This window comes from Streptomyces pseudogriseolus, assembly GCA_002154585.1.
Lineage (GTDB): Bacteria > Actinomycetota > Actinomycetes > Streptomycetales > Streptomycetaceae > Streptomyces > Streptomyces pseudogriseolus.
Genome location: MUNG01000270.1, coordinates 1 through 16,930, shown reverse-complemented (window position 1 = coordinate 16,930; position 16,930 = coordinate 1). Strand labels below are relative to the sequence as shown.

Below are 16,930 nucleotides of genomic sequence, written 5' to 3'. Positions count from 1 at the left end.
GAAGGTGCCGCCGGCCTCGATGATCCGCTCGGGCTCGCCTTCGAGTTCGAAGCGGACCGCGCCCTCGATCACGTAGCCGAAGGCCGGACCGGAGTGACGGTGAGGTGGCGTCCCGGGGTCGCCGGGCTCCCAGACGACGTGGATGGTCATCGCCGATGCGCCGTCGGGGACGGTGATCGGCGCGGCGTCCTGGAGCATCGTGGCGGCACGGGTCCAGCTCGGTCCGTCACCGTTGCCGTTGCCGTTGTCGTCGCCGGTCGAATGCCCGTGCGCGCCGTGTCCATGCGCGTGTGCGTGTGCGTTGTCCGACACCGAGTCGCACCTTCCGTGAGGTCCCGTGTGTTCCCTTGGGTTCGTCCGTGCCGCGGTGATGCCCGGTCTCGGCACGACGTTCACAAGGCCGGTCAGGAAACCGGTCTCTCCTACTGACCGGAGCGAAGGCGGATGTGTGACATGCCGTCCCGGGGGTGACGGCGCGGAGGGGTTTCGTCACAACGACGTTGGCCGGTCAGTCAGATGGGCAGAAGCGCATGCTTCACACGTCCGGGTCCGGGCGGGCGGCACCGTCAAAGTCCGGGCCGCGCCGTCCGCGGCCAGGGAGGAGACGAGACGAATGACGATCGGCACAGTCAGCATGGCGAAGACGTCGGGCTCTCCGGTGGCGTGGCTGGTCGGTCTGCCGTTCCGATTCGCCGCCGCCCGGGCGGTCCGGCTCTACTACGTCGTAGCGGACGCCGAGGACGACGAGCAGGCGGTGCGGGTCGCCCTGGAGCGGGCGGACCGTGATCGGGACGGGAACGGGCACGGGGACGGTGACGACCGGCAGCTCTCACCTGGCACACCGATCGAGGTGCGGCGGGTACTGAGGGATCCCCTCGGCAACACATCCCTGGCCGAACCATCCGGCTGTGACGGCCGGCGCGTGCAGGAGCCGGTGCGGGTGGCCGGGTGAGGATGGAGGGGTCCCGGAGTCACGTGCTCCGGGACCCCTCCTTGCGCGCTTGCCGCGTCGAGGCGGCGGCGTTTCCGACGGCCCCGGTCCGTGCACACCGCCGTCAAACGGCAGCGCGACCGACCGCCTCTCACGGGCGACGTGTCACGAAGGCCCCTGCCGTCCGGTCGATGCGGGCAGGGGTGTGCGAACGGGCCCCAAGGCACGCCTCGGCCGGCCGGGGTCACGAGAGGGAGGACCTTTCCGCATGAGCAACGACTCCGCTCCTCCTCCTGATCTCGCGGCCGCCACCGTGCTCCTCGCCGCCGAAGCAGCCGTGCTCACGGAACGCGTCCGCCTTCTGCGCGGGCAGCTGGCCGAGGTCTCGGTGCGCATCGAGGAGACGGCGCGACGGTTGAACGAACTGCCCGCCTCCCCGGTCAGGGCGGACGGCGAGGACCGCTGATCTGCGGCATCGGCGCCCTGCACGGCACGCGTCGGCGGGCCGCACGACAGTGGGACCACCGACCCGCACCGTGGAAACGCGCGTCCTTCGGTGTGTCCGTGGCCGAGAGTATGCTTCTCGCTGTTGACACGAGGCACCTGTCCCGGCGTCCCGACCGAGCGGTGACACACCATGCGGGGCGGGGCCGGTACGGGCGAAGTCAGGAGACGAGTCATGGTCCCGGCGACCCGCGCGGCACAGAGCATCCAGACCACCGCCGCGAGCCTTCAGGCCGATCTCGCCCGCCTGGAGCTGCAGAAGCGGGCGTTGGAGAGGGAACTCGCCGCCGTCGCCGCTCACCTGGACTCGGTCCAGCGCGCTCTGACGGCCCTGTCGGCTGTTCTGACGGACCCGGCCGCGGAAACCGGCCACCTCGTCGAGGAGGATGTGGCCCGGACGCGCGCCGTCTCTCCGGCGCCGGAACCGGCCACCGACGACGCGACACCGTCAGGGACCGCCGCCTCCGACCGTGTGCGGAACTCCCGCCGTCCGAAGGCTTCCGCGCAGAAGTACGGGAAACTGACCGAACAGATTCTGGAGTACTTCGCCGGTCTCCCCGACACGGCGGTACGCGCTCGCGACGTGGCCGCGGCGCTCGGCCGTGACACCGACAGCGGAAGCATCAACGCCGTGCGCAGCACGCTCGACCGCCTCGTCGGCGCCTCCCGTATCGATCGAGCCGGCCGAGGCCTGTACCGCGCCAAGCAGGCCGACGGCCGCCGGGCATCTGCCGGCTGACCGGGGCGTGCCCTGGCCAGCCTCGGACACCCGCTTGCGGGGGATCGGAAGGGTGTCCGAGGCTCGCGCGCCCTGCGCCTCACAGGGCGGGGCGGCGGCATTCCGGGGAGCTGCCCACGAGTCTGCGGCTTCCCGGAACACTGTGATCACCATACCAGCGTGTGACACTGTCCGTGGTCACGGTGTCATCGAGGCCGTGAAGCCGCTCCGAGGCCGCCGCTGTCACAGCGAACCCATGTCCCTTGTCTTGAGGTGAGCAGGCATGAGGAAGGGGAGGAGCGGTCGTGCAGACGAACCACCGTCGTCACCCGGCGCCGTCAGCGTACGCATCCGGCGCCTGGTACCGGCCGATGCTCGCCCGGCGGGCCGACGAGGAGCACCGCACCGCGAGTGCCCTGGAGTTGCTCTTCGACCTGTGCTTCGTCGCCGCCGTGTCGCAGGCTTCCTCGGCCCTGGAGCACGAGATCGCCGCGGGCCGTTCGCTCGACGGCCTGCTCGGGTACGCACTGCTCTTCTTCGCGATCTGGTGGGCCTGGATGAACTTCACCTGGTTCGCCTCCGCCTACGACACGGACGACGTGCCCTACCGCCTCACCACGTTCGTGCAGATCACGGGGGCTCTGGGCATGGCGGCGGGAGCGGCGGACGCCGTGGGGCACGGTGACTTCACGCTGATCACCTGGAGTTACGTCGTCATGCGGTTGGCCATGGTGACGCAGTGGCTGCGTGCCGCGTGGACCGACCGGGAGCGCCGACGGTCCGCGTGGCGGTACGCCTCGGGGATCCTCGTGCTGCAAGTGGGATGGCTGGTCCGCCTCACCCTGCCGCACGACGGCGGTCTCGTCTCCTTCGCCGTCCTCGCCGCCTGTGAACTGGCGGTGCCGGTCTGGGCCGAGCGGGCTGAGGGCACCACGTGGCATCCGCATCACATAGCCGAGCGTTACGGGCTCTTCACCCTGATCGTGCTCGGCGAGTCCGTCACGGCTGCCGGCCTGGCCGTCCGTAGCGCCCTGGACACCGGCGAAGCGCTCGGGTCCGTCCTGACCGTCGCACTGGGCGGGATCCTGACCGTCTTCGCCCTCTGGTGGCTGTACTTCGCCCAGGACGCTCCACGCCGCCTGCGGACGCAGGCCACAGCCATGTTGTGGGGGTACGGCCACTACGTGGTGTTCGCGGCCGCCGCGGCCGTGGGAGCGGCTCTGGCTGTCAACGTCGCCCACGCCACACACCACGCCGGCCTCTCCGACGTCCAAGCGGCAGCCACGTACACGGTGCCCGTCGCCCTCTTCATCGTCTGTGTCTGGTTGCTGCACCGGCGGGGAGCGCGGCTGCCGCTCAAGGCCGGCGTCCTCTCCCCCGTCGCGGCGTGCGCTGTGCTCGCCACCACGTTCACGACGTTCGCCGTGCCGGCCACCGGGATCATCGCGACGCTGCTCATCGGCGCTCACCTCGTCGCGGCCCGGCGTGACGCCGTCGGACCGTGACGGCCTCTCAGCCTCGCCCCCGACATCACCCGCAGACTCACCGACCGGTACGTCACCCAGCCGCCCACTGCCCTCGCGGTGACGGGCCGGCGAACCGGGGCTGGTGACTCCGCGCCGTTCGTAATCCGCGAACCGAGTGTGCCTTGCGAGCTCAGATCCTCATCAGATTCTGGTCGTTTCCTGCGCCGGCGTGCGGCAACCATGGTTGATTCCAGCGTCGGTCTCCACCGATGGGGACCTGACAGAGGGGGCTGGAGAGCCATGGGTGGGAAAACTGAGATGCGCCGCATGTTGTCGGTCGCCGGCGTCGCGATGACGTTGGTGGCGTTGGCCGGGTGTACGGGCGCCTCGGTGACCGACGATACGCCGAGCGGAAAGCCGGCCCCGTCGTCTTCTGCTCCGGCCTCGTCCGGACAGCCGGACGAGGGACAGGTGCCGGTGGCCGTGCCGCCGGAGCTTGATCAGAGCGAGCGCATGGCGGGTCAGCAGCGCGAGACCACGGGCAGTACCAGCTTCTCCTACGCGGAGGGCGCCGCCGGTGATGCACTGATCGTGGCGGTGCGCTGTCGCGGAGCCGGGAAGATGAACGTCGCGGTGAGCGCCGTGAGCGTGTCGTTCCCGGTGAGGTGCCGGGCAGGTGAGACGAGGACCTTCTACAACCAGGTCGGCCTCTCCGGAGCGGAAGAGCCGGGCTCGGTGAGGGTGACCGCCCCGTCCGGGGTCCACTGGTCCATGACCGTCGGCCGGGGCGAGCTACCAGCCGACGACCCTCAGTAGTGACACAGTGTCCGGGTCGTGGTCGCGAGGCACTTTCGCGGAGTTCTCCCGCTCCCGGCGGTGTGCTCCTGCTGCCGCACGCGGCCCTGGTGGCGCACGGTCGGGCGTGACATGGTCACGAGCCGCAGCAGCCGCCGGTGGATGTCTCCTTGGCAGCGTCGGCCTCGATGACTGCGACGGGAACGCCGAGCTGGATCAGCTGGGGGGTGGGGGTGCAGCAGCCGCTGCCGCCGTCGGTGGCGTCGGGCGCGTCGAACAGGCCGGCGCCACCGCAGACTCCGGTCTCGGGCAGGGTGAGTTCCACGCGGTCGGCGGACTCGAGGTCGCCGGCGATCGCGGCGGCGACGGAGCGGACCTGTTCGTAGCCCGTCATCGCGAGGAAGGTCGGGGCACGGCCGTAGGACTTCATGCCGACCAGGTACACGCCCTTCTCGGGGTGGGAGAGCTCGCGGTGGCCGTGCGGGTAGACGGTGCCGCAGGAGTGCTGGTTGGGGTCGATCAGCGGGGCCAGGGCGACGGGAGCCTGGAGGCGTTCGTCCAGGTTCAGGCGCAGTTCGTCGAGGAAGGTCAGGTCGGGGCGGAAGCCCGTCAGGACGATGACTTCGTCGACCGGGTCCAGGCGGCGGCCGTCCTCGCCGGCGAGGATCAGCCGGCCATCCGCTGCCTGCTCGATCGCCTCCGTGCGGAAGCCGGTGACCGCGTCCGCGTGCCCGTCGTCGACGGCGGCCTTCGCCGCCAGGCCCAGGGCGCCGCGGGCCGGGAGCTGGTCGGCCTCTCCCCCGCCGAAGGTGGAGCCGGAGATGCCCCGGCGCAGGATCCATACGCTCTTGGTGTCCGCGCCGTCGTCGGATGTGGCGAGGTCGGCGAGGTAGGCGAGGGCGGTGAAGGCGGAGGCGCCGGAGCCGATGACCGCCGTGCGCCGGCCGGCGTATCGGGCGCGGACGGCGGGGTTGCCGAGGTCCGGAACGCGGTAGGTGACGCGGGCCGCGGCCGCCCTTTCGCCGAGTGCGGGGAGACCGTCCGCGCCGGCCGGGGACGGTGTCGCCCAGGTGCCGGAGGCGTCGATCACGGCGCGCGCGTACAGGCGCTCCTCGCCGCCCCCGGTGTGGGTGACGTGCACGACGAACGGCCGGTTCTCGCGGTCCGCGTCCACGATGCGGTCCCGGCCGGCCCGGGAGACGCCGGTGACCCGGGCGTCGTGGCGGACGCGCTCGCCGAGGGCGTCGGCGAGGGGCCGTAGGTACAGGTCGGCCCAGTCTCCGCCGGAGGGGTAGGCGGCCGGGTCCGGCTTCGTCCAGCCGGTGGAGGCGAGGAGCTTCTCGGCGGCGGGGTCGACGACCTCGCCCCAGGTGGAGAACAGCCGTACGTGCGACCACTCGCGCACCGCGGCGCCGGCCGTGGACCCTGCCTCCAGGACCAGGGGCTCGAGGCCCTGGCCGAGCAGGTGGACGGCGGCGGCCAGACCGACGGGACCGGCTCCGATCACGACGACGGGCAGCTCGGCGTTGGCGGGCGCGTCCATGGCGACTCCCTGCTTACTTCGATGTCTGTCGATGGTTTGCGCCGCCCAGCATGGCACCTGAATCGACAAGCGTCAACATAGACGGTTGTCGAAGTCGGGAGGAGGGGCCTCCTGTACTGGTTCGACATGTGTCAACATAGATACATGTCGAATGCCGAGGTGTGCTGCTCGCCGGTGACCGAGCGCCCGATGAGCGCCGAGGAGGCGGAGACGGCCGCGCGCATGTTCAAAGCGCTCGGCGACCCCGTGCGGCTGCGGCTGTTCTCCGCCGTGGCCTCGCACGAGGGCGGCGAGGCGTGCGTGTGCGACATCTCCGACGTCGGCGTCTCCCAGCCCACCGTCTCCCACCACCTGAAGAAGCTCAAGGAGGCCGGACTGCTCACCTCCGAGCGGCGCGGGACGTGGGTCTACTACCGGGTGGAGCCCGCCGTGCTGGCCGCCATGGGGCGGCTGCTGGTGGGGTCGTCGGCCGGGGCCCTGACGTGACCCCGGGCCGGCGCGTTCCGGCCGCGGCAGGTGAGGTCGACGAACGGCCGGCGTCCTTCCGACGACGAGAGAGACCGATCAGCATGACCGACAAGCCGTCCGTCCTGTTCGTCTGCGTCCACAACGCAGGCCGCTCCCAGATGGCCGCCGCGTGGCTGACGCACCTGGCCGGCGATCGCGTCGAGGTCCGCTCCGCCGGTTCCGCCCCCGGCGACCGCGTCAACCCGGCAGCCGTCGAGGCCATGGCCGAGGTGGGCATCGACATCTCCGCCGAGACGCCGAAGCTTCTCACCGTGGACGCGGTCCGTGTGTCGGACGTCTGCATCACCATGGGCTGCGGCGACGCCTGCCCGGTCTTCCCGGGCAAGCGCTACCTCGACTGGAAGCTCGACGACCCGGCCGGACAGGGCGTCGAGGCCGTCCGCCCGATCCGCGACGAGATCAGGGTCCTCGTCGAGGGGCTGATCAGCGAGATCGCCCCGGCGCGGCCGGAGACAACGGCCTGAGGGACACAGGCGGCCGGTGTCCGGTCGCCGGCCTCTCGCTCAGGCCGATGCGTAGGTGTGGACTGCCTGGCGTGCCTCGGTCAGGGCTCGTTGCCTGATGGTGCTGCCGAACAACTGCATGGTGGTGGCGTCCAGCACGTCACCTGTGCCGATGGTCCTCCTGTCCCCCTCACGGGCCGAGGCAGCCCGCGGAGGTGTCTCAGGGGACTGGGACGGGGCCGGTTCGCCCGGCATGACCAAGGTGACGGAGCCGAAGCGTCGGACTCCGCCCTCGCGGACGACCATGGCGGCGTCCCGGGCCAGTCCCGTCACGAACACGCCGGCGATGCCGTCGAGTTCACGGACCATCGCCGGTACGGCCCTGGCCTGGCGGCTCCGCAGTGCCCGCACCCCCGGCTCGAATCTGTGCGCACCGACCACCGCGCTCGACTTGGGCCTGCGCGCGCTGCCGCCACGGGACGGCATGGCGGCACTCTGCACGCCGCCGTCCAGGGCTCGGAACGTCGGGCTGTATGCGTACCACTCGTTCGCGACGTCCACTTCCACGTTCCGGTCGATGGCCGTGACGAGGTGCCTGGGCCGGAGCTTGGTGATGCCCTCTTCGGCCGCCGCCGCCCTCGCACCTTCGATGATCTCCGTCAGCAGGGTCCGCGTGACGGAGGCGGCGGCTCGCACCGCCGGACGGGACACGTGCATCCATGTCACGTCTCGGAACGCGGCTTTCACGACGGTGGGGCTGAACGGCGCGGCATCCATGGCCGAGACGATCTCACGGCCGCTGCTCCTGCCGAATGCTGGGGTGACTCAGCGTTCAAGCAGGGGCGTGGCGGCCGGTGTTCGGCACCGTGGACGAGGCAGCGCGGCGGTGAGGCCGTCCGGCGGTCGCCGGAACCGCGAGGCGCCGCAGGGCGACGCTCGCCGTGACGAACAGCGCGGCGAACACGGCCAGGAGCAGCAGGCACACCCACAGCTGGCGGCTCCCGGCGTCCTGCCGGCCGGTCAGCGCGGCCGACCCGGCCCACAGCACCATCGCCGCGGCGTAGAAGGAGCGGATGCGGCGGAGCTGCCGTACGACCCGCGTCAGCTGAGTACGTTCACTCTTCTTCGGTGCCATGCGCCCCCAGGTACCCCCGAATCGGATATCCAGCGCTGGGAGAACCGAGGTTTTGGAGCAGACGTGAGTAGGGTCGGGCCCATGCCCGAGTTGCAGCGGCTGGATGCCGGTCATGCCCCGGCGGTGCTGGCCTTCGAGCTGGCGAACCGCGCCTATTTCGCTGCCTCCGTCCCCGATCGCGGCGACGCGTTCTTCGACCGGTTCACCGACCGGTTCGACGCGTTGCTGGCCGAGCAGGACGCCGGTGTCTGCGCCTTCCACGTGCTGGTCGCCGAGGACGGCTCCGTGCTCGGCAGGTTCAACCTCGTCGACATCGAGGACCACACGGCGGAGCTCGGTTACCGGGTCGCGCAGCACGTCGCGGGGCGGGGTGTGGCGACGGCGACCGTCCGGGAGCTGTGCCGACTGGCGATGTCCGCGTACGGGTTGCGTACGCTGCGGGCGGCCACCGTGCACCGGAACGTCGCGTCCCGGCGGGTGCTGGTCAAGGCGGGGTTCGTGCCCGTCGGTCCCGCCGATCCGGCGCACATGGGCGGCAAGGCGGGAACCTGGTATCAGCGCGACCTCGTTGACGCGGTTGCGTCGGAAGATCGGCGTGGGGAGCGCCGCCGATCCCGGTGATCACCGGTGTGTCGGGCGGGCCTGGTCAGCCGCCGCACCCTCAGCCGCCTCACCCGTGCGCTGGCCGCTTCCGGAGGCACGCCAGCACGGTGCCCGCGGGCCAGGACCAGCGGCGGCAGTACGAGCGCCACGGCGACCGGCGTCATGACGACGAGGACGCCGGTGCTCCACACGTTGTCGTCGGTGGTGGCCGGCATGATCCCCGTGGAACGATCTTTCATGGTGGATGCGACGCGCCCGCCGGACACCCGGTTCCCTGCCCGTCGCTCCCCCGCCGTGGCCCGGTCTGTGTCCCACGGGGAGGTCGTGATGCGCGGGTGGATGAGGTGTGGTGGAGTGGGTGTCGGTCGCCGCCGTCTCTCCCGACGGGAGGGTGTACATCGTGTCCCCCACGACGTGGTTCGTCACCGGCGCTTCCAGTGGTCTCGGCCGTGCGCTGGCCGAGCATGTGCTGGAGCAGGGACATCGGGTCGTCGCCACGGCGCCGGTGGTCGCTCCCCTGGCCGGCTTGGCGGACCGCCACCCCGAGCAGTGTCTGGTCCTTCAGCTCGACGTCACGGAGGGTCGCCGGTGCGCCGACGCCGTGCGTGAGGCCGAGGAGTGGTCCGGCGGTATCGACGTCCTCGTCAACAACGCGGGGATCGACTTCGTCGGGGCGCTGGAGGAGCAGCAGGAGTCAGACTACCGCGCGGTCTTCGAGGTCAACTTCTTCGGGGCCGTGACACTCACGCGAGCGGTGCTGCCCGCGATGCGGGCGCGTCGACGCGGAACCATCGTCAACGTCTCCGCGATGGACGGGCTGGCGAGTCTGCCCGGCAACGGCTTCCACTCCGCGAGCAAGTTCGCCCTGGAGGGTTTCACCGAGGCGCTGTGGCAGGAGGTCGAGCCTTTGGGGCTGCACGCCCTGCTGATCGAGCCGGGTTCCTTCCGTACCGGGATCGAGACCCGCACACGCGCCTCCGGGGAGCCGATCGGTGACTACGCGGTCACCGCAGGGGCCTTCCGGGCGATCATGCACAAGGTGACTCCCGGTATGTTTCCGGGTGATCCGGCGAGGGCGGCGGCCGTGATCTTCGAGGAGGCCCTGTCCCCCGCGCCTCGGCACCGGGTGATCCTGGGCAGTGACGCGCAGCGGAGGATCGGCGTCAAGCTCGACCAGCTGCGCGAAGAGTACGAGGCCGGGAAGGACGTCGCCCTGAGCACCGACTTCCCGGGCAGCGGCGAGTACGCGATGCTGTGACCCACACCGCGACCACGACCGGGCCGCTCGCGCGGCCGGCCGGCTCAGAACGCGGGGTTCCCGCCGCCGGTCCTGTCCGGGTTCGCTTGATGGGCCGCGAGCAGCCCGCCGGGCCAGCTGGAGGGCGGCGCCTTCTCCGGATTGCGCAGGGCCTGCGCGACGACCGCGTCGGCGAGCGCGGTCTCGATGTCCAGGCGCGGCAGGCGATCGAGCGCCTCGGTCAGCTCGTTGCGGCCCTCGGCGCCGATGAGGTCGGTCCTGCCGAAGTCCGCGAGCACCGCGAGCCTGACCAGCCTCGGCAGGGTGCCCATGCGTTCCGCGATGCCCGGGGAGGTGTGCAGGGCCACGGCCTCCCAGACCTGTCGCCCGAGGTCCTCGGACCAGCCGTGGTCGGCGAGGAACGCGCGCGCCGCGTCCGCGCCTTCCACCTCGAAGCGCTGGGCGCCGTCGTGTGGCGCCGCTGTTCCCGAGTCGTGGAACAGGCAGGCCACCGCCAGTGCTTCCCGTTCCGCCCCGTGCAAGTCCTGTTGGCGGGCGAGGTGATCCGCCAGCAGCCATACGCGCACGCTGTGGTTGAGGATCGCGGGATGCAGGATCTCGCGCACGTAGGCGTAGGCGAGGTCGCCTGTCTCTCCACCGAAGGTGACGTGCATGCGGTGTCCCTCCTCAGGTCGTGTGTCGCGTCCTCCACCTGCACCTGAACCTGAACCTGTGCGCGACCTTACAGTCAAGAATATGGGAGCGAGGAGGCGGGCTGCGGGCGCTCGCGGTACCTGCGGAGACGCGGGAGAATTTTTGACTGTTCGTTCCCATAACGTTACCCTTGCGTCATGGCGAGGGTCAGAGAGTTCGACACCGAGGCGGCCGTGCACGCCGCCATGGACGCGTTCCGTTGCCGGGGCTACGAGGGCACCTCGATCCAGGACCTGGTGGAAGCCACCGGAGTGGGGCGGGGATCGCTGTACGCGGCCTTCGGGAACAAGGAGGGCCTGTACCTGGCGGCCATGGACCGCTACCGCCAGCTGTACGCCGTGCCGTTGATCGACATGCTGCGCGCGGGGGCGCCGGCCCGTGACCTGCTGCGCGAGGTGCTGGTGTCGACGGTCGACGACATCGTGCAGGACGGCGCCCGCAAGGCGTGCCTCATCGTGGGCGCCACGACCGAGCGCGTCACCCAGGATCCCAAGGTCGCCGCGCACGTGCGGGCCACGACCTCCGCGATCGAGGACGCCCTGCGCGACGTGATCAGCTCGGCCCAGGCGTCCGGACAGCTGCCCGACACGCGCAACGCGCGGGATCTCGCCCGCTACCTCGTCGTGACGATGCAGGGCCTGAAGGTGATGGGGGCGATCAACCCCGACCGCGCCTCGCTCATGGCCGTGGCCGAGACGGCTCTCGACACGTTGGGCTGACCCCGGCGGGGTCTGTCCCGACGCCTCCGCCGGGACGGGCCGCCGCACGGTAAACCGCTGGTCGGTGCGGAGCGGGAAACGGCAGGATGCTCCGCATGACCTTGCCGACTCCCGAACTGCACACCGGCCGCCTGCGACTTCGGCCGTTCACCGATGCCGACGCGGCGCCCCTGTACGCACTGCACAGCGACGCGCATGTGCTGCGTTACTGGGACTCGCCTCCGTGGACCGACCCGGCCCGCTCGCAGCGCTTTCTGTCCGTCTGCCGCACGATGGCGGAGGAGGGCACGGGTGCGCGGCTGGCCGTCGAGCGGGGCTCCGACGGCGCCTTCATCGGCTGGTGCGGTCTCATCGACTGGAACCCGGACTTCCGTAGCGCGATGCTGTGTTATGTCTTCGACCCCGCTGCCTGGGGTCACGGGTATGCCACCGAGACCGTGCGGGGCGTCCTGGGGTGGGCGTTCGACACCCTTGACCTCAACCGTGTCCAGGCCGACGTCGACACCCGGAACGGCGCGTCGGCGCGCGTGCTGGAGAAGCTCGGGTTCGTACGCGAAGGCACCCTCCGCGAGGACTGCGTCGTCAACGGCGAGGTCTCCGACTCCTGGGTCTACGGCCTGCTGCGCCGTGAGTGGCGCCTGGCGGACGGCCGCCCGTAGGGACTGTCAGTCGGCTGCCGTAGTGTTCCGGTCGCTGTCACCGACCGGGAGGGTCAAGAGAGTTGACTGGGCTGTCCGCTTTTCCGTTGCCGTTTCTGGCAAGCCGTTCCTCGACGTTCGCCGTGCCTCGGACGCTGCGGGAGATCGAGATGATGCAGTGCAGCGCGCAACTGCGGGCGAAACCGCGGTGGTTCGAGAAGATGCGCTATGCCGACGTCGTCGCCCGGTGGACCGAGGAGGCGGTCGCGCAGGGGCTCACCGAGGCGCAGGTGCGGTACGTGCTCGACGAGCTCGCCCACTATGCGGCGCTGCGGGACGAGCGGACCGGTGCCGAGGTGTCGGCGGTGGACGGCGTGTGGCAGTCCGACACGCTCGTCGACGACGGGCTCCGGGCGCGGCTGCGGGAGGCGGTGCGGGTGCTGGAGGAGGTGCCCGAGGAGGAGCGGGACTGGCATCCCGGCTCCGGCGGGCAGGTGCTCGACCTCGTGCATCCCTCGCTGTTCTGCCTCGTACGGGAGGTGAGCGGGGCGCCGGAGCGAGCCTGGGAGAATCCGACGGACCGCTATTCGCGGCACGAGTTCTCGGAGAAGTTCCAGTGGCTGCCCACGGACGTCGACGTGGACGACGACGGCCGGGCGCGCTTCCGCTCGTACGTGAACAACGTGCACCCGGAGAAGCACCGTGACCTCGCCGCCGTGCTGCCGGAGCTGTTCGCGCGGATGCTGCCGCTGTGGGAGAACGTCCTGACGGATCTGCGTCATCCGCGGCCCCTGCGCATCACCGTCGACCCGTACGGGTGGTACGAGTCCGACGAGTACGACGTTCCTGAGCCGGAGAGGGACGGCTTCGAGGACGAGGAGTCGTACATCAAGGCCTACGAAGCGTGGGAGGAGGCGGAGGAGGGGTGGTGGGACAACCGCCGGCCCGTCGTCCCAGACGCCCCGGCGTTCGCCCCGCCCCAGGTGCCCGAGGGATCCGACCGGGTGAGCCTGCGTGGCCGGCGGCTTCAGGTGATCGTCAAGCTCGCCACCATCCACCTGACCCCGGACAACCCCGAATACGCGGGCGGGTCCTGGCACGTCGAGGGCATGCTCAACGAGCGGATCGTCTCCACCGGCCTCTACTACTGGGACAGCGAGAACATCACCGAGAGCCGGCTCGGCTTCCGGACGGCGCTCGACGATCCCGAATACGCGCAGAACGACGACAACGGCATGCGGGAGGTGTACGGCCTCGAGAACGAGGGCGCCCTCAACCAGATGCTCGGCTCGGCGGCCACGCCGGAGGGACGCTGCCTCGCCTTCCCCAACGTCCTGCAGCACCGGGTCAGTCCGTTCCGTCTGCAGGACCCCACCCGGCCGGGTCACCGCAAGATCGTCGCGTTCTTCCTGGTCGACCCGTCGCACCCGATCGTCTCCACGTCCGACGTGCCGCCGCAGCAGCCGTGGGCGGAGACGTCGACCATGACGCTGGAGGAGGCCAAGGCCTTCCGGGAGGAGCTGATGAAGGAACGGAAGTTCTTCGTCGACGAGCACAACGAGCAGCTGTACGAACGGGAGTTCTCGCTCTGCGAGCACTGAGGGTCCGGCGAGGCGAAAGGGTTGACGGGGTGACGGGGGTGACGGGGTGACAGGGTGACGGGGCGGGCACGAGCGGGTTTCTTGGCCGGCGTGGTGGCGCTGATCGGGCTGGCGGTGCTCATCGCGCTGCTGGGGCGTCCGTCGGACCGGGATGACGGGAGCGGTGGAACCGGCGCGTCGGCTCCTGCCTTCTCCGTCGATCCCGGGCCCTCGGGCCGGCCGGTCACACCGACGCCGGCCGGCCCGACGCCGGGGAGCACGGCCGAGGAGCCTCTCAGCCTCTTCTCCTCCACCGGCGTCTGTCAGGGAGGAAGGCCGCGGCCGGTGCCCCGGGCGGCGCGTGTGTCGGCGTCGGGGCCCCACCCCCTGGTCGTGCATGTCGACGGGCTGCTGCACCAGTTCGCGGACACAGGCGGCTACGACACGTCGACCCCTTCGCGCTGCCGCCCGAGCAGGTGCAGCTCGTCGCCTGTGCCGAGTACCAGGAGCGGGGGAAGCTGCTGAAGAAGTGCCGGTACACGTTCTCCGGGGTGCTGCGCCGGACGATCTCCCACTACGAGGGTCGGTACCGGATGCGGGTCTTCGAGGCCCGTACCGGGCGGCTCGTCGCTACGCACGGCATGGCCGGGCAGGACTCGGTCATGTGTACGGGCTTCGTCGAGGACGGTCCCGACAGCGTGGTGACCGAGACGCCGGACGACGCGTCCCTTCGGGCGTTCCTGCGTCCGTACGCGCGGGGTGAGAGGCCCTGAGGCCGGGTCCGTGCGGTCGTGCGTGATCGGATCGGTTCGCTGCGGTCGGGCCTGGTCAGGGGGGCCGCTGCCAGGGTTGAAGGCGAAAGGAGGCCTCATGATCTCGGCACTCAACCGGCTCGTCGATCTCGTGGAGGAGCACCTCGGCGAGGAGCTCGACCTCGGCGGGCTGGCCGCGGGGCTCGGGACCACCGAGTACCACCTGCGGCGGATGTTCTCGTCGCTGGCGGGCATGCCGCTGTCGGAGTACGTGCGGAGGCGGCGGATGACCGTCGCCGCCGGTGACGTGGTCCGGGGCGACGACGACCTGCTGGAGATCGCCGTCCGGCACGGGTACGGCTCGCGGGAGGCGTTCGGGCGTGCGTTCCGGGCGGTTCACGGCGCCGCTCCCGCGGAGGTGCGCCGTGACGGGGGCCCCTTGCGTACACAACCGCAGCTCAGGTTCCGCCTGACCGTCGAAGGGAGTACCCCCATGGACACCCGTCTCGTCGACCGCCCCGCGTTCCGGCTGGTCGGACACTCCACCCGGGTCCCGCTCATCCATCGCGGCGTCAACCCGCACATCCAGCAGCACATCGCCGCCATCCCTCCGGAGGAGCACCAGCGCCTGAAGGCCCTCAGCGCCACCGAGCCGGCCGGCCTGCTCCAGGTCAGCGACGGCGCCGACCCCGACGGGCGGGAGGGCACCGAGCTGACCTACCTGCACGGGGTCGCCGTCGGCGGCGGAACGGCCGTTCCGGACGGGCTGGACGTCATCGAGGTGCCGGCGGGCATGTGGGCGGTGTTCCGGACCAGCGGGCCGCACCCGGAGGCGCTGCAGACCGCCTGGGCGGCGACCGCGACCGAGTGGTTCCCGTCCAACCCGTGGCGGCTGCGGCCCGGGCCCTCGATCGTCGCGATCCTCGAGAGGGCCGACGACTTCAGCACCGCGACCTGCGAGCTGTGGCTGCCCGTCGAGTCCGCGTGACACGGCGCCGCGTCACCCCTCGGTCATCCCGGTCGAGGTCGTCCGGGTCGAGGGGCGGGTTTCGGGAAACCTGAAGATGTTCGACTGTTTTCGATTATCGTGAGCGCTCACCGTCATCCGCGGCCAGGAGCGAGGAGTTCGGCATGGCAGAGGTCGTACTGTTCCATCACGTGCAGGGGCTGACCCCGGGAGTGGTCGCCTTCGCCGACGAGCTCCGGGCCGCGGGGCACACCGTTCACACACCCGACCTGTTCGACGGACGCACCTTCGACTCGCTGGACGAGGGCGCGGAGTTCGCCGGACAGGTCGGTTTCGGTGAGATCGCCGCGCGTGGTGTGCGCGCGGCTGATCCTCTCCCCCGGGACGTCGTCTACGCCGGCTTCTCGCTCGGGGCGCTGCCCGCGCAGAAGCTGGCGCAGACACGGCCCGGGGCGCGGGGCGCGCTGCTGATGCACGCCTGCATCCCGGTGTCCGAGTTCGGTGCGGCCTGGCCCGAGCAGGTGCCGGTGCAGGTGCACGCGATGGAGGACGACCCCTTCTTCACCGAGGACGCCGACGCCGCCCGCGCGCTGGTCGCGGAGGCCCCCGCCGCCGAACTGTTCCTGTACCCCGGGGACCGGCACCTCTTCGCGGACCGCTCGCTGCCGTCCCACGACGCGGAGGCCGCCGGGCTGCTGACGCGGCGGGCGGTCGCGTTCCTCGGCTCGGTCGACGGCGGGACGCGGGCCTGAGCGGTCAGCGGGTGCGGAGGGCTTGCGTCGCGTACTCCCAGAGGCGGTCCGCCGCTCGCGGGTCGACGGCGTGGGCGGCGACGCCGGCCGTCGGGTTCTCCTCGTCCGTGACGAGCCGTGCCTCCTGGTTGTCCTCGAAGTAGCGGCCCGTGACCCCTTCCAGCAGGGGTGAGGCGGCCAGCAGGACCGAGGTGGCGGCTCCCTGGGCGGGCGTCTTGTAGTACGGCAGCGGGGTCAGGTTGCCCTCGTCGTCCATCACGCCGAACGCGCGCATCGTGGCGTCGTCGAGGTGCCGTTGCAGGCCGGTGAGGATGTAGCCGGGGTTCAGGGCGTTGGCGGTGATGCCGTCGGCGGCCCAGCGGTGCGCGCCGGCCGCGAGGAGGACGTCGGCGGACTTCGACTGCCCGTAGGCGGTCCACGGGTCGTACGGGCGCCGCTCGAAGTGGGGGTCGTCGAAGTCGAAGGGCGTGGCCAGGTGGGCGCCCGAGCTGACGACCACGATGCGGGCGGAGCCGGCCTCGCACAGCGCCGGGTGCAGACCGGTGGCCAGGGCGAAGTGGCCCAGGTAGTTGGTGGCGAGCTGCATCTCCCAGCCCTGGGGGGTGAGGGTGCGCTCGGGCAGGGCCATGATGCCGGCGTTGGCGACGAGGATGTCGAGCGGGCCGCGCCAGTTCCGCACGAAGGCGTCGACCGAGGTGAGGTCGGAGAGGTCGAGGGGCGCGGTGCGCACGGGACCGGCGCCGTCGACGGCGGCCGACTCCCGCACGAGCGGCTCCGCGGCCTCGGGGCGGCGGACGGCGACGGTGACCTCGGCGCCGGCCTCGGCCAGCGCCCGTACGGTCTCGGCGCCGAGACCCGAGGCGCCGCCGGTGACCACGGCGCGGCGGCCGGTGAGGTCCACGCCC

21 protein-coding genes are annotated in these 16,930 nt (G+C 71.2%); 15 read left to right on the top strand and 6 right to left on the bottom strand.

The window, feature by feature from the left end; translation table 11 throughout:
• Positions 1-312 (bottom strand): cupin domain-containing protein (locus CCN29_RS22860; protein ID WP_143661363.1); only part of this gene is annotated, 312 nt, incomplete at its 3' end.
• A 301-nt stretch (positions 313-613) separates the two neighbouring features.
• Here CCN29_RS22860 and CCN29_RS22855 point away from each other — a divergent pair.
• The 5 genes from CCN29_RS22855 to CCN29_RS22835 all read left to right on the top strand — a co-directional run bounded on the left by CCN29_RS22855 (position 614) and on the right by CCN29_RS22835 (position 4,435).
• Entirely contained in the window at positions 614-952 is a 339-nt protein-coding gene (locus CCN29_RS22855) for a hypothetical protein (protein ID WP_031062608.1), read from the top strand.
• Positions 953-1,199: 247 nt separating this feature from the next.
• Positions 1,200-1,397 carry a hypothetical protein gene (locus CCN29_RS22850; RefSeq protein ID WP_006131339.1) on the top strand — a complete coding sequence of 66 codons (198 nt, stop codon included), beginning with the start codon at positions 1,200-1,202 and terminating at the stop codon, positions 1,395-1,397.
• A 213-nt stretch (positions 1,398-1,610) separates the two neighbouring features.
• On the top strand, positions 1,611-2,174 hold the full coding sequence (locus CCN29_RS22845) for a hypothetical protein (RefSeq protein ID WP_031062605.1): 564 nt from the start codon (positions 1,611-1,613) through the stop codon (positions 2,172-2,174).
• Between the two features lie 350 nt (positions 2,175-2,524).
• Complete coding sequence (locus CCN29_RS22840) at positions 2,525-3,658, top strand: low temperature requirement protein A (RefSeq protein WP_086684110.1); 1,134 nt, start codon at positions 2,525-2,527, stop codon at positions 3,656-3,658.
• Between the two features lie 288 nt (positions 3,659-3,946).
• Entirely contained in the window at positions 3,947-4,435 is a 489-nt protein-coding gene (locus tag CCN29_RS22835) for a hypothetical protein (RefSeq protein ID WP_143661362.1), read from the top strand.
• A 115-nt stretch (positions 4,436-4,550) separates the two neighbouring features.
• Here CCN29_RS22835 and CCN29_RS22830 read toward each other — a convergent pair whose 3' ends face one another.
• Positions 4,551-5,957: an NAD(P)-binding domain-containing protein gene (locus CCN29_RS22830; protein ID WP_086684106.1), complete on the bottom strand. Its 1,407-nt coding sequence runs from the start codon at positions 5,955-5,957 to the stop codon at positions 4,551-4,553.
• A 144-nt stretch (positions 5,958-6,101) separates the two neighbouring features.
• On the opposite strand from CCN29_RS22830, the gene CCN29_RS22825 reads away from it, so the two are divergent.
• A complete protein-coding gene (locus tag CCN29_RS22825; RefSeq protein ID WP_037829627.1) occupies positions 6,102-6,443 on the top strand; it encodes an ArsR/SmtB family transcription factor in 342 nt (113 codons plus the stop codon).
• Between the two features lie 83 nt (positions 6,444-6,526).
• Positions 6,527-6,949 (top strand): arsenate reductase ArsC, encoded by a 423-nt coding sequence (locus tag CCN29_RS22820; RefSeq protein WP_031062600.1) that lies wholly within the window; start codon positions 6,527-6,529, stop codon positions 6,947-6,949.
• A 39-nt stretch (positions 6,950-6,988) separates the two neighbouring features.
• Here CCN29_RS22820 and CCN29_RS22815 read toward each other — a convergent pair whose 3' ends face one another.
• A complete protein-coding gene (locus tag CCN29_RS22815) occupies positions 6,989-7,705 on the bottom strand; it encodes a hypothetical protein (protein WP_086684103.1) in 717 nt (238 codons plus the stop codon).
• A gap of 55 nt (positions 7,706-7,760) precedes the next feature.
• The gene (locus CCN29_RS22810; protein ID WP_086684100.1) at positions 7,761-8,063 is read right to left on the bottom strand and encodes a hypothetical protein; all 303 of its coding nucleotides are present in this window, start codon (positions 8,061-8,063) and stop codon (positions 7,761-7,763) included.
• Between the two features lie 81 nt (positions 8,064-8,144).
• Here CCN29_RS22810 and CCN29_RS22805 point away from each other — a divergent pair, with 81 nt between their 5' ends.
• Positions 8,145-8,684: a GNAT family N-acetyltransferase gene (locus CCN29_RS22805; protein ID WP_086684097.1), complete on the top strand. Its 540-nt coding sequence runs from the start codon at positions 8,145-8,147 to the stop codon at positions 8,682-8,684.
• 382 nt (positions 8,685-9,066) lie between these two features.
• Positions 9,067-9,924 carry an SDR family NAD(P)-dependent oxidoreductase gene (locus CCN29_RS22800; RefSeq protein WP_031021064.1) on the top strand — a complete coding sequence of 286 codons (858 nt, stop codon included), beginning with the start codon at positions 9,067-9,069 and terminating at the stop codon, positions 9,922-9,924.
• Between the two features lie 44 nt (positions 9,925-9,968).
• On the opposite strand, the gene CCN29_RS22795 is transcribed toward CCN29_RS22800, so the two are convergent.
• On the bottom strand, positions 9,969-10,577 hold the full coding sequence (locus tag CCN29_RS22795) for an HD domain-containing protein (RefSeq protein WP_006131350.1): 609 nt from the start codon (positions 10,575-10,577) through the stop codon (positions 9,969-9,971).
• Between the two features lie 177 nt (positions 10,578-10,754).
• Here CCN29_RS22795 and CCN29_RS22790 point away from each other — a divergent pair, with 177 nt between their 5' ends.
• The 6 genes from CCN29_RS22790 to CCN29_RS22765 all read left to right on the top strand — a co-directional run bounded on the left by CCN29_RS22790 (position 10,755) and on the right by CCN29_RS22765 (position 16,025).
• Complete coding sequence (locus tag CCN29_RS22790) at positions 10,755-11,336, top strand: TetR/AcrR family transcriptional regulator (RefSeq protein ID WP_006131351.1); 582 nt, start codon at positions 10,755-10,757, stop codon at positions 11,334-11,336.
• A 95-nt stretch (positions 11,337-11,431) separates the two neighbouring features.
• Entirely contained in the window at positions 11,432-11,995 is a 564-nt protein-coding gene (locus CCN29_RS22785) for a GNAT family N-acetyltransferase (protein WP_031021059.1), read from the top strand.
• 62 nt (positions 11,996-12,057) lie between these two features.
• Positions 12,058-13,575 carry a DUF4246 domain-containing protein gene (locus CCN29_RS22780; protein WP_086684094.1) on the top strand — a complete coding sequence of 506 codons (1,518 nt, stop codon included), beginning with the start codon at positions 12,058-12,060 and terminating at the stop codon, positions 13,573-13,575.
• 455 nt (positions 13,576-14,030) lie between these two features.
• Positions 14,031-14,327, top strand: coding sequence for a hypothetical protein (locus CCN29_RS36140; protein WP_442538458.1), 297 nt, complete (start codon positions 14,031-14,033; stop codon positions 14,325-14,327).
• Positions 14,328-14,424: 97 nt separating this feature from the next.
• On the top strand, positions 14,425-15,294 hold the full coding sequence (locus CCN29_RS22770; protein ID WP_031021057.1) for an AraC family transcriptional regulator: 870 nt from the start codon (positions 14,425-14,427) through the stop codon (positions 15,292-15,294).
• 143 nt (positions 15,295-15,437) lie between these two features.
• Positions 15,438-16,025, top strand: a complete 588-nt coding sequence (locus tag CCN29_RS22765; RefSeq protein WP_031021056.1) for a dienelactone hydrolase family protein — start codon at positions 15,438-15,440, stop codon at positions 16,023-16,025.
• Positions 16,026-16,029: 4 nt separating this feature from the next.
• Here the strand turns inward: CCN29_RS22765 and CCN29_RS22760 are convergent.
• The coding region (locus CCN29_RS22760) for an SDR family NAD(P)-dependent oxidoreductase (RefSeq protein WP_442538457.1) at positions 16,030-16,930 on the bottom strand (901 nt) is incomplete at its 5' end.

Coding starts and splice junctions, on each gene's coding strand:
- CCN29_RS22785 (WP_031021059.1), top strand. CDS start 11,432: ATGACCTTGCCGACTCCCGAACTGCACACCGGCCGCCTGCGACTTCGG.
- CCN29_RS22850 (WP_006131339.1), top strand. CDS start 1,200: ATGAGCAACGACTCCGCTCCTCCTCCTGATCTCGCGGCCGCCACCGTG.
- CCN29_RS22810 (WP_086684100.1), bottom strand. CDS start 8,063: ATGGCACCGAAGAAGAGTGAACGTACTCAGCTGACGCGGGTCGTACGG.
- CCN29_RS22805 (WP_086684097.1), top strand. CDS start 8,145: ATGCCCGAGTTGCAGCGGCTGGATGCCGGTCATGCCCCGGCGGTGCTG.
- CCN29_RS22825 (WP_037829627.1), top strand. CDS start 6,102: ATGTCGAATGCCGAGGTGTGCTGCTCGCCGGTGACCGAGCGCCCGATG.
- CCN29_RS22845 (WP_031062605.1), top strand. CDS start 1,611: ATGGTCCCGGCGACCCGCGCGGCACAGAGCATCCAGACCACCGCCGCG.
- CCN29_RS22835 (WP_143661362.1), top strand. CDS start 3,947: ATGTTGTCGGTCGCCGGCGTCGCGATGACGTTGGTGGCGTTGGCCGGG.
- CCN29_RS22790 (WP_006131351.1), top strand. CDS start 10,755: ATGGCGAGGGTCAGAGAGTTCGACACCGAGGCGGCCGTGCACGCCGCC.
- CCN29_RS22840 (WP_086684110.1), top strand. CDS start 2,525: ATGCTCGCCCGGCGGGCCGACGAGGAGCACCGCACCGCGAGTGCCCTG.
- CCN29_RS22820 (WP_031062600.1), top strand. CDS start 6,527: ATGACCGACAAGCCGTCCGTCCTGTTCGTCTGCGTCCACAACGCAGGC.
- CCN29_RS22770 (WP_031021057.1), top strand. CDS start 14,425: ATGATCTCGGCACTCAACCGGCTCGTCGATCTCGTGGAGGAGCACCTC.
- CCN29_RS22855 (WP_031062608.1), top strand. CDS start 614: ATGACGATCGGCACAGTCAGCATGGCGAAGACGTCGGGCTCTCCGGTG.
- CCN29_RS22830 (WP_086684106.1), bottom strand. CDS start 5,957: ATGGACGCGCCCGCCAACGCCGAGCTGCCCGTCGTCGTGATCGGAGCC.
- CCN29_RS22765 (WP_031021056.1), top strand. CDS start 15,438: ATGGCAGAGGTCGTACTGTTCCATCACGTGCAGGGGCTGACCCCGGGA.
- CCN29_RS22815 (WP_086684103.1), bottom strand. CDS start 7,705: ATGGATGCCGCGCCGTTCAGCCCCACCGTCGTGAAAGCCGCGTTCCGA.
- CCN29_RS22795 (WP_006131350.1), bottom strand. CDS start 10,577: ATGCACGTCACCTTCGGTGGAGAGACAGGCGACCTCGCCTACGCCTAC.